Here is an 11,906-nt window from a genome sequence, read left to right as displayed (position 1 = left end):
AAGATCCGGCAAGGAGACCGCCCATGACCACCCCGCAAAGCTGGGAAGCACGCGCCGACGCATATTCGCTGTACGGCTTTACCGACCTGCCAAGCGTCCACAAACGCGGCGCCGTCGTCCTGACGCATGGCGAAGGCCCCTATGTCGTCGACGTGAACGGCAACCGTTACCTGGACGCCAATTCGGGCCTGTGGAACATGGTCGCAGGCTTTGACCACAAGGGTCTGGCCCAGGCCGCCAAGGACCAGTACGACCGCTTTCCCGGCTATCACGCGTTCTTCGGGCGGATGTCCGACCAGACGGTGATGCTGTCGGAAAAGCTGGTCGAGGTGTCGCCGTTTTCGCGGGGCAAGGTGTTCTACACGAACTCGGGCTCCGAGGCGAACGACACCATGGTCAAGATGCTGTGGTTCATGCACGCATCCGAAGGCAACCCGCAGAAACGCAAGATCCTGACGCGCTGGAACGCCTATCACGGTGTCACGGCGGTGTCGGCCAGCATGACCGGAAAGCCCTATAACGAGGTGTTCGGCCTGCCGCTGCCGGGCTTTATCCACCTGACCTGCCCGCATTACTGGCGGTTCGGCCATGAGGGCGAGACCGAACAGCAGTTCACCGCCCGCCTGGCGCGCGAGTTGGACGAGACGATCCAGGCCGAGGGGGCCGACACCATTGCGGGTTTCTTTGCGGAACCTGTGCAGGGTGCGGGCGGGGTCATTCCGCCGTCCGAGGGGTATTTCCAGGCAATCATGCCGGTGCTGAAAAAGCATGGCATCCCGATGATCGCGGACGAAGTGATCACCGGGTTCGGTCGGACGGGCAATACCTGGGGCAGCGAGACCTATGATTTCGTGCCCGACGCGATCATCAGCTCCAAGAACCTGACCGCGGGGCTGTTCCCGATGGGCGCGGTGATCCTGGGGCCGGAGCTGACCGACCGTCTGCAGGCCGCCATCGACAAGATCGAGGAGTTCCCGCATGGCTTTACCGCGTCGGGGCACCCGGTCGGCTGCGCGATCGCGCTGAAGGCCATCGACGTGGTGATGAACGAGGGGTTGGCGCAGAACGTCATCGATCTGGCCCCGCGGTTCGAGGACGGGCTGCGCCAGTTGGCGCAGAACCCCAACATTGGTGAATACCGCGGTGTGGGCTTCATGTGGGCGCTGGAAGCGGTGCGCGACAAGGCGACCAAGACACCCTTTGAGGGGCATCTGTCGGTCAGTGAGCGGATTGCCAATACCTGCACCGACATGGGGCTGATCTGCCGTCCTCTGGGGCAGTCGATCGTTCTGTGCCCGCCCTTTATCATGACGCCCGCGCAGATGGACGAGATGTTCGAAAAGCTGGACAAGGCATTGGGCAAGGTCTTTGCCGAGTTGGCATAGGGGCGCGGCGATGAAGCGCCTTGAAAAGAACGCCCGATGATTCCCGCGCGCTATGCCCCTATCCTGTTCGGGTTCATCCTGTCGGGGCTGATGTCGTCGCTGGTGTCGGGGATCGCCACGGTTCGGGCGACCGGAATGACCGACGGTGTGGCGGGACTGTGGCTGGGGAACTGGCTGTCCAGCTGGGCGGTGGCCTTTCCGGCGGTGCTGGTCGTGGGGCCGCTGGCCCGGCGTCTGGTGGGGCGGCTGACGCGGGGGTGACGACGACCCTGTCGGCTGTCCCGCATGGCGCCGGGGTGGTTTGCGGGTCGTAAAAACCGGTCCAGTGTCGGGCGCGACCTGATCGTGTCCCACGCCATGGGGCTGGGCTATCGCGACAGCCACATCGGTTGACCGGTGGTGACCTGCGGCCCGTCCGCAGTCATGCGGATGGCGACGGCGCCGCTGCGGCGCAGGCGTTTCGGGTCCAACAGCAGGCAGGGCGGCGTTCCGTCGATGGCAACGGGTTCAGAGGCGACCACGATCCGGTCGGGGCGGCAGGCGTCGGCGGCGCGGTCGCCCGATCCCTTGCCGGTCAGGTGCCAGACCTGCCAGCCGCCGGGCAAATCGGCCTGACGATCGCGGCGGTCCCCGGCCCATGCGGGGCGGGCGGCGGCCTGTTCCTGATCGGCCATGTCGCCATCCTCCTGCAGCCAGGTCGAGACCACGAACGCCCCGCCCGAGGGCTTCGAGATGGCGCGGCCCTGCGGGGTCATCAGGCCTACGGCCTCTCCCTCTGGTGCGATGAGCATTAGGGGGCGGCGGGCGGTCAACCACAGCGCGGCGGCGGCCAGCAGCAGTGCGATTGCGATGGCAAAGCCCGCGTGGGTCAGGGGCGCGCGCCGCCCCTTGGGGCGCCAGCACAGGATGCCCAGCACGGCCCCGAACCCCATCAGCGGCACGACCGCGGCGGGGGGCTTGGCCACGCCGGTCACCGCTCCGCCCAGATCCGCGACGAACCGGGCGACCCACAGCATCCATTCGGTGCCGATGCCCATGACCCACAGGGCCGGCGCCTCCAGCCCGACCAGGGCCAGGATGGCGCCGATGACGCCCGCGGGCATCACCAGCGTGCCCATGACCGGCACGGCCAGCAGGTTCGCCAGCAGGCCGTATTGCGCCGTGCGGTTGAAATGCGCCGCGGCGATGGGCGATGTCGCCACGGCGGCGATCAGCGACGATACGACAAGCATCGCCACCGGGCGCAGCCACCACGGCAGGCGCGGCGACACGCGCGCCCATGGGCCATAGACCAGGATCAGGGCGACGGTGGCGGCAAAGCTCATCTGGAAACCGGCGCTGACGACGGCCTCGGGCGAATAGATCAGCACGATGGCCGCGGCCAGCGCGACCGTGCGCAGCGAAATCGCGCGCCTGTCGGCGATGATCGCGCCCAGCATGACGGCGACCATGATGAACGATCGTTCGGTCGCAACCCCGCCGCCGGACAGCCACAGATAGGCCGCAGCGGACGTCAGCGCGATGCCCGCCGCCCATTTGTGCATCGGTCGCGCCAGGCCGATTCCCGCGCCCTGTACCCCCACCAGGACAAGGCGCACCGCGCCATAGACGAAGGCCGCCAGCATCCCCATGTGCAACCCCGAGATCGAGATGATGTGATAGAGGTTCGAGGCCCGCATCACGTCGTTCGTCTGTTCGGAGATGCCCGAACGGTCGCCGGTCATCAGGGCGGATGCCACGGCACCGGCCTGGCCGCCGATGCGGTCCTGAATGGCGGCGCTGATCGACATGCGCGCCCGATGCGCCCACCAGACGCCCCCCTGCGGCGGGGCCACCGCCATGATCGGGGTGCGCGAATAGCCGACAGCGCCCAGGCTGTCGAACCACGCAAACATCCGGAAATCAAAGCTGCCGGGTGATGACGGCGCGGGCGGTGGGCCCAGATGCCCCGTCAGCATCACCCGCTGACCCAGGGGCGGCAGCGCGTCGTCGCCCATCAGCGACAGGCGCACCTTGGCAGGCGTGCGGTCGGGCGACAGATCATGCAGCACGACCCTGTCCAGCGTCAGCCGCATCCGGTCGCGGCCCGAGCGGTCGATCTGGATGACCCGCCCCTCGACCGGGCCGTAATAGCGCCATTCCAGCACCGGGGCCGCCACATGCGCGGCACGAAACGCCACCAGTCCGGTGCCGGTGATGATAAAACACAGCGCCAGCGCACCCAGATGCACGGCATCCGCCTGTGGCCAGGTGATCCGGCCCCGCTCAGCCCAATGAGGCACCATGCGGGCCACAACCAGCGTCAGCGCCAGCAGGCAGGCCAGCACCGCCCATTGCCCACCGCTGAACAGCATCGGATGCAGGAACCACAGACCGATCCCCGCCGACAGGCAGACCGGAACCCAGGGAAACAGGCCCGCGCGCAGCGCCGCGGCAGGGCGCGGGGCCGCCATGGGCCGGGCCGTGGTCTGGGGCAGGGGGGGCGCGACCGCACCCGATTGGGGCAACATCCTTGTCCTTTCGCGACCCTGTGATTATCACTTGGCCGCAAGATGGCACGGGGATGCTTACCAAAGCGTTAACGCCCGGCCGCGTCCAACCCTGCCCGAAGGCTGCCATGACCCAGATCGTTACCCGCTTCGCCCCCTCTCCCACCGGCTATCTGCATGTGGGCGGTGCCCGGACGGCGCTGTTCAACTGGCTGTTCGCGCGGGGCCGGGGCGGCAAGTTCCTGCTGCGCATCGAGGATACCGACCGCGCCCGGTCCACCCCCGAGGCGACCGACGCGATCCTGAAGGGGTTGACCTGGCTGGGCCTGGACTGGGACGGCGAACCCGTCAGCCAGTTCGAGCGCAAGGATCGCCATGCCGAGGTCGCGCGCCAGATGCTGGCGGACGGCACGGCCTACAAGTGCTTTTCGTCCATGGACGAGATCGCGGCATGGCGCGAGGAGAACCCGCGCCAACCCTTTCTCAGCCCGTGGCGGGACGCGACCGAGCTGTCCAATGCGCCGCATGCGATCCGCTTGAAGGCCCCGCGGACGGGCGAGACGGTGATCGATGACCAGGTGCAGGGCGCGGTGCGCGTTGCCAACGACCAGCTGGATGACATGGTGCTGCTGCGCAGCGACGGGACGCCCACCTATATGCTGGCCGTGGTGGTGGACGATCACGATATGGGTGTGACCCACGTGATCCGCGGCGACGATCACCTGACCAACACCGCCCGCCAGATCCAGATCATCGACGCGATGGGCTGGCCCCGCCCGACCTATGCCCATATCCCGCTGATCCACGGCGAGGACGGCAAGAAGCTGTCCAAGCGTCACGGCGCGGTCGGGTTGCACGAATTCGCGGCGCTTGGCTATCCGCCTGCGGCGATGCGCAACTATCTGACGCGGCTTGGCTGGAGCCATGGTGACGACGAGTTGTTCGACGACGCGCAGGCCCGCGCGTGGTTCGGGCTGGACGGGATCGGGCGGGCACCTGCGCGGCTGGATTTCAAGAAGCTGGAACATGTCAGCGGGCACCATATCGGCCATATGGCCGACGATCAGGTCCTGACCGCGCTGCAGGATTACCTGTCGGAAACCGGCGCGCCGGCGCTGACCGACACGCAGCGCAGCCGCATCCTGGGAGCGATGGGGGCGTTGAAGGAAAAGGCGAAAACGCTGCCCGCACTGTTGGATCAGGCGCGGTTCGCGATGATCGAGCGGCCTGTCGCGGTCGAAGAAAAGGCCGCGCGCAACCTGGATACGGTATCCCGTGGTATGCTGAAATCATTGACTGCTGCGGTGCAGAATGCTAGCTGGACCCGAGACGATCTGGAGGAGGCGGCCCAACAGGTTGCCACGGAAAACGGTGTCGGACTGGGCAAGATCGCGGCACCGCTGCGCGCCGCCTTGGCCGGTACCAGCGCCACCCCCAGTGTGTTCGACATGATGACTGCGCTTGGCCGCGACGAAACGCTGGCCCGGCTGCACGACCAGACCGATTTGGCAGGCTGAGGCCTGCCCTCACATGCCAGGGCTGTCTGACGGGTTTACACGACGGACCGCCCGGCCTTAGCCGGAAGGACGCCTTGCATGGCCGACAAGACCGCTAAACTGCACCTGAACGGACAGGATTACGACCTGCCCCTGCTGTCGCCCACCAAGGGGCCGGACGTTCTGGACATCCGCAAGCTGTATGGCCAGGCGGACGTGTTCACCTATGACCCCGGTTTCACCTCGACCGCCAGCTGCGATTCGACGATCACCTTCATCGACGGCGACAAGGGAGAGCTGTGGTATCGCGGCTATCCGATCGAGCAGCTGGCCGCCAAGTCCAGCTATCTGGAGGTCTGCTATCTGCTGCTGTACGGCGAGCTGCCCTCGCCCACGCAGATGGAGGATTTCCGTGCCCGCGTGACGCGCCACACGATGGTGCATGAACAGATGCACAATTTCTTTCGCGGTTTCCGCCGCGATGCGCACCCGATGGCGACGATGGTCGGGGTGGTGGGTGCCATGTCGGCATTCTATCACGATTCGACCGATGTGAACGACGAATGGCAGCGCGAGGTCGCGGCGATCCGCCTGATCGCCAAGCTGCCGACCATTGCGGCGATGGCGTACAAGTACTCGATCGGCCAGCCTTTCGTCTATCCAAGCAACGACCTGGATTACGCGTCGAATTTCCTGAACATGTGTTTTTCGGTCCCGGCCGAGAAATACGAGGTCAACCCGGCGCTGGCGCGCGCGATGGACCGCATCTTTACCCTGCATGCCGACCATGAGCAGAACGCATCGACCTCGACCGTGCGTCTGGCGGGGTCGTCGGGTGCGAACCCGTTCGCCTGCATCGCGGCGGGCATCGCCTGCCTGTGGGGTCCTGCCCATGGCGGTGCGAACCAGGCATGCCTGGAGATGCTGCGCGAGATCGGGACCGTGGATCGCATTCCGGAGTTCATCGCCCGCGCCAAGGACAAGTCCGATCCGTTCAAGCTGATGGGCTTTGGCCACCGGGTCTACAAGAACTTCGACCCGCGGGCGACGGTGATGAAGGAATCGGCCGACGAGGTTCTGGACCTGCTGGGCGTGGGCGACAACCCGACGCTGCAGGTCGCCAAGGAGCTGGAGAAGATCGCGCTGGAGGACGAGTACTTCATCGAGAAGAAGCTGTATCCCAACGTCGATTTCTATTCGGGCATCATCCTGGAGGCGATGGGCTTTCCCACGGCCATGTTCACGCCGATCTTTGCGCTGTCGCGCACGGTCGGCTGGATCGCCCAGTGGAAAGAGATGATCGGCGATCCGCAGAACAAGATCGGCCGTCCGCGCCAGCTGTATATCGGCAGCGACCGTCGCGATTACGTGGACCTGAAGTCGCGCTGAGCGTCCTGCCGGGTCAGGCATCGGGGTCCCTTCGGGGGCCCCTTTTTCGTGGTTGCGCGGGGGGGCTCAGGGTGGCAAGGGATCGAACATGAGCGAGATCGAACAGACAGGCGCGGCCCGGCTGGCGCTGGTGACGGGGGCCTCTCGGGGCCTGGGGGCGGCGCTGGCCGAGGGGCTGGCGGCGCGGGGTTATCATGTGCTGGCGGTCGCCCGGACCGTGGGCGCACTGGAGGAGCTGGATGACCGCATCCGCGCGGCGGGTGGCCAGGCGACGCTGGCGCCGATGGACGTCACCGAGCCCGAGGCGATGAAGCAGATGGCACAGGCCATCGCGGGTCGGTGGGGCGGGCTGGACCTGTGGGCGCATTGCGCGGTCCACGCGGCGCCCATGTCCCCGGCCCCCCATATCGAAGGGCGCGACTGGACCAAGTCGATGCTGGTCAATGTCGAGGTCACGCGCGGCCTGATCGCGATGCTGGAGCCGCTGTTGCGTCAGCGCGGGGGCACGGCGATGTTCTTTGACGATGCGCGTGGCGGGCAGAAGTTCTTTGGCGCCTATGGCGCGACCAAGGCGGCCCAGATCGCACTGGCGCGCAGTTGGCAGGCCGAGACGGTGCAGACCGGCCCCCGCGTCCTGATCGATTCGCCCGCGCCCATGCCAACGGCTGTCCGCGCGCGATTCTATCCGGGCGAGGACCGGTCCGCGCTGGTGCCCTGCAAGGACGAGGCGGCGCGCATCCTGTCGCTGTTGTAGGGATTGCGTCCCGCGGCAGGGCGGGGGGCTGCCCGCCCCCCGCACCCCCCGGGCGTCACGCCTGACCGAGCGGTTCGGTCGCCGTCATCAGCCAGTCCAGATCGGGGCCCTGCAGGTCGGGCGACAGGCTGGCCCGGACCTGGACGTGATAGGCGTCCAGCCATGCGACATCGTCGGCGGACAGCGCGGCGCGGTCGATCAGCCGCCGGTCGATCGGGCACAGCGTCAGCGTGTCAAAGCCCAGCATCGCGCGTCCCGGTTCGGCGTCGGCCTGTGTCACGACGATCAGGTTCTCGATCCGGATGCCGAAGCTGCCTTCGCGGTAATAGCCCGGTTCGTTCGACAGGATCATGCCGGGTTCCAGCGCGACATCGCTGACGCGGCTGATGCGGGCGGGGCCTTCGTGCACGCAGAGTGCCGCGCCCACGCCGTGACCAGTGCCGTGGTCGTAATCCAGACCCTGCGCCCACAGGAACTGACGGGCCAGCGCGTCCAGATGGCCCCCCGTCACGCCCGTCGGAAAGCGCGCCCGCGACAGGGCGATCATGCCGCGCAGCACCGCGGTGAAGGGTGCCACGGCATCCGGGCGCGCATCGCCAAGGGCCACGGTGCGGGTGATGTCGGTCGTGCCGTCGGCGTATTGACCACCGGAATCGATCAGCAGCAGATCGCCTGCGGCCAGTTGCCGGTTGGTCGCCTGTGTCACGCGGTAATGGACGATGGCACCGTTCGGCCCTGCGCCCATGATCGTGTCGAAGCTGATGTCCAGGATGCCTTGGTCGCGGCGCAGCCCCTCCAGGTGGCGGACCACGTCGATTTCGGACAGGGCGGCGGGGTCCTGGCGGTCCAACCATGCCAGCAGGCGCACCATGGCCACCCCGTCGCGGTGATGGGCTGCGCGCATGCCGGCAAGCTCTGCCGCGTTCTTGCGGGCCTTGGGCAGGACGGCGGGGTCGGGGCCGGTCACGACCGCGGTGCCCGCCGCCTCGAGGATGCGGAACGCGGCCTCGGGGGCCGAGCCGGGGTCAAGGCGGACGGGGCCTTCGAGGTCGGTCAGCGCCGCGGCCAGTGCGTCATGCGGGAGGATGTGGACATGATTGCCCAGATGCGCCCGCAGATCGGCGTCGAATTTTGCCGGGTTCGCGAACAGCGCCAGATCTCCGCTGTCGGACAGGACCGCGAAGGATTGGACCACCGGGTTCTTGGGCAGGTCGCTGCCGCGGATGTTCAGCAGCCAGGATATCGAATCAGGCAGCGTCAGCAGCGCCGCCGCCTGACCCTGTGCCTTGAGGTCGATGGCCAGACGGGCGCGTTTCTGCGCCGCGGTCTCTCCGGCGATGTCGTCGGGATGGACGCGGGCGGGGCCCACCGGCGCGGCCGGGCGGTCGGGCCAGACCGCGTCGACCGGATTGCGATCCAGCGCGATCAGGGCGATGCCGGTGTCGGTCAGCGCACCTTCCATCCCGGCGATTTCCTTGCGGGTGTGCAGCCAAGGGTCAAATCCGACCCGCCCGCCCTGTGGCAGGGCATCGGCCAGCCATGCGGAGGGGCGGGTTTCGGGCCAGGGAACCGGGGTGAAATATGTCAGATCGATCTGGCCGCGCACCTGCACGCGATAGCGGCCGTCGATGAACACGCCAGCCTGATCGGCGGTCACGATGGCAAAGCCCGCGCTGCCGGTGAACCCGGTCAGCCATGCCAGCCGCGCATCGGCATCGGCCACGTATTCGCCCTGATGCACGTCGGCGCGCGGCACGATCACCGCGTCCAGCCCCTGTCGGGCCATCAGCTGACGCAGGGCGACCAGACGTGCGGCATGGTCGCCGCCGCCTGCCGGGTCGTCGAAGGTCTGAAAGCTCATAGCGCGATCACCTCCATGACCTGCGGTTCGATCACGTCGACGCCGGGCAGGGCGTCGATCAGCACCTGCGCGGACTGCTCCAGCAGGGGAAATGTTCCATAGTGGCAGGGGATCACCGTCCGGAAATCGAAATAGCGTTTCGCGGCATAGGCCGCCCGGGACATGTCCATGGTGAAATGCCCGCCCGCGCACAGGATGCCGATGTCGGGCTTGTGCAGATCGCCCATCCACTCCATGTCCGCCATGATGTCGGTGTCGCCCGAGACATAGACCACGTGCTCGTCGCCCGCGATCATGTAGCCCGATTCGTGGCCGGCATAGACCGGGCCGTCCGGTCCGCTGATTGAGCTGGAATGCGTTGCGTTGACCATCGTCACCTGCGCGCCGCCCAGATCGACCGTGCCGCCCTTGTTGAAACCGATGCCCTCGATCTTGTCGGTCTTTTCCCAATGGCCGATCAGATCATAGATGCCCACGACAGGGATCTTCAGCTCCTTGGCCAAGGCCAGCGTGTCGCCGGTGTGGTCGCCATGGCCGTGGGTGATCAGGATATGCGTGGCACCCCGGATCGCCTCGTCACGCCGGTCGTCGGGAAAGACGGGGTTTCCGCTGAACCAGGGGTCGATCAGGATCACGGCCTGTTCGATCTGCAGACGAAAGCCGGAATGGCCAAGCCAGGTCAGTTTCATGGGGTCTCCTTCGCGCTGTCGCGGCAGGTTAGCGGCCGCGTCGGGTCGTGACCAGAACCCCCGCCGGGGTCAAAGGTTGCCGGTCACGGGCGCCGCATCGTCCAGCCGCAGGCGCAGGCGTTCGCGTCCGCCCCAGGTCGACAGCTCCAGCTTGCCGGCCAGGTGAAAACGGCGACCCTTGGCGCCGATCAGGCCGGGACCAAGCGGGCCGTCCATCGCACCCCAGGCCACGGCCTCCATGGGTGGGCTGCCGGGGCTGCGGAACTGCAGGCGCAGATGGCGGTCGCCCATGGTCGCGGCGCTGTCGATCAGCTGGTCGGCAAAGGCGAACCGCGGCGCGGGGGCGGCCTGGCCAAAGGGGCCGGCATCCTCCAGCATGCGGTACATGGGGGCGGTGGCGCCCGACGGCTCCAGCAGGCCGGAGATGCGCAGGTCGCCCGACCCGCTGCGTCCCGCCAGATCGCGGGCGATCAGACAGGCCAGTCGGTCCATGGCGGCGGGGATCATCGCCTCCTCGACGGTCAGGCCGGCGGCCATGGTGTGCCCGCCGCCTTTCAGCAGCAGGCCCTCATGCGCCAGCCGCTGGATCGCGCGGCCCAGATCGACGCCGGGGACCGACCGGGCGCTGCCCTTGCCGATGCCGTGATCGACGCCGATCACCACGGACGGCAGGTCTGTCGCCTCCTTGACGCGGGCGGCGACGATGCCGACGACGCCGGGATGCCAGCCGGCGCCTGCGGCCCAGGACAGGCGCGCATCGCCCCGCGCCTCGACTTGGGCCAGGGCTTCCTCGCGGACGGCGGCCTCGATCGCGCGGCGATCGGTGTTCAGTGCGTCCAGCTGGCGGGCCAGCTGATCGGCCTGCGACGCGTCGCGGCAGGACAGGCACAGCGCGCCCAGATCGGCCCGCCCCACGCGCCCGCCCGCATTGATGCGCGGCCCCAGCAGAAAGCCCAGGTGGAACGCGCTTGGCGCCCCGTCCAGCCGCGCGATGTCGGACAGCGCCACCAGCCCCGGCCGTTGCCGCCTTGCCATGACCGCCAGACCCTGCCGGACAAAGGCGCGGTTGACGCCGATCAGCGGCGCGACATCGGCCACGGTCGCCAGCGCGACCAGGTCCAGCATTGCCATCAGGTCCGGCTGGGGCAGCCCGCGTTCGCGCAAAACCCGCCCCGCCTGGACCAGCGTCAGGAACACCACGCCCGCGGCGCACAGATGACCCAATGTGCCATCTTCGTCCATGCGGTTGGGGTTCACGACGGCCAGCGCGGGGGGCAGGGTCTCTCCGCCCAGGTGGTGGTCCAACACGATCACGTCGCAGCCCGCCGCGGCGGCCAGCGCGTCATGCGACAGCGTTCCGCAATCGACGCAGACGATCAGGTCATGCGCGGCCGCCAGCGCGGTCATGGCGGGAACGTTGGGGCCATAGCCCTCGTCGATGCGGTCGGGAATGTACAGCGTGGCCTGTCGCCCCTGCTGGTGCAGCCAGTCGATCAGCAGGGCCGCGGACGACCCGCCATCCACGTCATAATCGGCGAAAATCGCGATGCGCTGGCCCTTGGCGGCCGCATCGACCAGTCGGTCGGCAGCAACGCCCATGTCGCGCAGGGTCAGCGGGTCGGGCAGCAGGTCGCGCAGCTTGGGCAGCAGGAACGCGGCCGCCTCCTCGGGCGGCACGCCCCGTTCGGCCAGCACGCGCGCCACGGGCAGGGGCAGGGCGGCCTGCTGGGCCAGCCCTTCGGCCAGCCGCTCCAGATCCGCGGGCGGTCCGATCCACCGCCGCCCGGTCAACGAGCTGTCGATGCCCAGAAATGCCGTCATGCTTCTTCTTCGTCCAAATACC

The 11,906-nt window shown here is 67.9% G+C and carries 9 protein-coding genes; 5 read left to right on the top strand and 4 right to left on the bottom strand.

Translation table 11 applies throughout. The features are described from left to right. Positions 1-23 precede the first annotated feature (23 nt). Both ACJJVR_RS09430 and ACJJVR_RS09425 read left to right on the top strand, forming a co-directional pair. Positions 24-1,385 carry an aminotransferase gene (locus tag ACJJVR_RS09430; RefSeq protein ID WP_405404026.1) on the top strand — a complete coding sequence of 454 codons (1,362 nt, stop codon included), beginning with the start codon at positions 24-26 and terminating at the stop codon, positions 1,383-1,385. A gap of 36 nt (positions 1,386-1,421) precedes the next feature. Beyond that, positions 1,422-1,646 (top strand): DUF2798 domain-containing protein, encoded by a 225-nt coding sequence (locus ACJJVR_RS09425; RefSeq protein WP_405404025.1) that lies wholly within the window; start codon positions 1,422-1,424, stop codon positions 1,644-1,646. Between the two features lie 107 nt (positions 1,647-1,753). Here the strand turns inward: ACJJVR_RS09425 and ACJJVR_RS09420 are convergent, their stop codons facing one another. Continuing rightward, positions 1,754-3,895 carry a ComEC/Rec2 family competence protein gene (locus tag ACJJVR_RS09420; RefSeq protein ID WP_405404023.1) on the bottom strand — a complete coding sequence of 714 codons (2,142 nt, stop codon included), beginning with the start codon at positions 3,893-3,895 and terminating at the stop codon, positions 1,754-1,756. A gap of 107 nt (positions 3,896-4,002) precedes the next feature. Here ACJJVR_RS09420 and gltX point away from each other — a divergent pair, with 107 nt between their 5' ends. The 3 genes from gltX (at position 4,003) to ACJJVR_RS09405 (ending at position 7,513) form a co-directional block, all read left to right on the top strand. After that, positions 4,003-5,391 (top strand): glutamate--tRNA ligase, encoded by a 1,389-nt coding sequence (gene gltX / locus ACJJVR_RS09415; protein ID WP_405404021.1) that lies wholly within the window; start codon positions 4,003-4,005, stop codon positions 5,389-5,391. 78 nt (positions 5,392-5,469) lie between these two features. Beyond that, the gene (locus ACJJVR_RS09410; protein WP_405404019.1) at positions 5,470-6,759 is read left to right on the top strand and encodes a citrate synthase; all 1,290 of its coding nucleotides are present in this window, start codon (positions 5,470-5,472) and stop codon (positions 6,757-6,759) included. Positions 6,760-6,847: 88 nt separating this feature from the next. After that, positions 6,848-7,513: an SDR family NAD(P)-dependent oxidoreductase gene (locus tag ACJJVR_RS09405; protein WP_405404017.1), complete on the top strand. Its 666-nt coding sequence runs from the start codon at positions 6,848-6,850 to the stop codon at positions 7,511-7,513. Positions 7,514-7,568: 55 nt separating this feature from the next. Here the strand turns inward: ACJJVR_RS09405 and ACJJVR_RS09400 are convergent, their stop codons facing one another. From ACJJVR_RS09400 to recJ, 3 genes are all read right to left on the bottom strand, one after another. After that, the gene (locus ACJJVR_RS09400) at positions 7,569-9,374 is read right to left on the bottom strand and encodes an aminopeptidase P family protein (RefSeq protein ID WP_405404016.1); all 1,806 of its coding nucleotides are present in this window, start codon (positions 9,372-9,374) and stop codon (positions 7,569-7,571) included. Beyond that, positions 9,371-10,063, bottom strand: a complete 693-nt coding sequence (locus ACJJVR_RS09395; protein WP_405404014.1) for a metal-dependent hydrolase — start codon at positions 10,061-10,063, stop codon at positions 9,371-9,373. Before ACJJVR_RS09395 ends, ACJJVR_RS09400 begins: the two co-directional genes overlap by 4 nt. A gap of 69 nt (positions 10,064-10,132) precedes the next feature. Further along, positions 10,133-11,884: a single-stranded-DNA-specific exonuclease RecJ gene (gene recJ / locus ACJJVR_RS09390; protein ID WP_405404013.1), complete on the bottom strand. Its 1,752-nt coding sequence runs from the start codon at positions 11,882-11,884 to the stop codon at positions 10,133-10,135. Between the last annotated feature and the right edge of the window lie 22 nt (positions 11,885-11,906).

Origin of the sequence: Paracoccus sp. Ld10 (assembly GCF_045064235.1) — a bacterium.
GTDB lineage: Bacteria > Pseudomonadota > Alphaproteobacteria > Rhodobacterales > Rhodobacteraceae > Paracoccus.
Note: the sequence above shows the minus strand (reverse complement) of the source record. Positions and strands in the feature narration are given on the sequence as shown.

Bases quoted from the DNA above. Each gene is read 5' to 3' on its own strand.
- ACJJVR_RS09430 (WP_405404026.1), top strand. From the start codon at position 24: ATGACCACCCCGCAAAGCTGGGAAGCACGCGCCGACGCATATTCGCTG.
- ACJJVR_RS09425 (WP_405404025.1), top strand. From the start codon at position 1,422: ATGATTCCCGCGCGCTATGCCCCTATCCTGTTCGGGTTCATCCTGTCG.
- ACJJVR_RS09420 (WP_405404023.1), bottom strand. From the start codon at position 3,895: ATGTTGCCCCAATCGGGTGCGGTCGCGCCCCCCCTGCCCCAGACCACG.
- gltX (WP_405404021.1), top strand. From the start codon at position 4,003: ATGACCCAGATCGTTACCCGCTTCGCCCCCTCTCCCACCGGCTATCTG.
- ACJJVR_RS09410 (WP_405404019.1), top strand. From the start codon at position 5,470: ATGGCCGACAAGACCGCTAAACTGCACCTGAACGGACAGGATTACGAC.
- ACJJVR_RS09405 (WP_405404017.1), top strand. From the start codon at position 6,848: ATGAGCGAGATCGAACAGACAGGCGCGGCCCGGCTGGCGCTGGTGACG.
- ACJJVR_RS09400 (WP_405404016.1), bottom strand. From the start codon at position 9,374: ATGAGCTTTCAGACCTTCGACGACCCGGCAGGCGGCGGCGACCATGCC.
- ACJJVR_RS09395 (WP_405404014.1), bottom strand. From the start codon at position 10,063: ATGAAACTGACCTGGCTTGGCCATTCCGGCTTTCGTCTGCAGATCGAA.
- recJ (WP_405404013.1), bottom strand. From the start codon at position 11,884: ATGACGGCATTTCTGGGCATCGACAGCTCGTTGACCGGGCGGCGGTGG.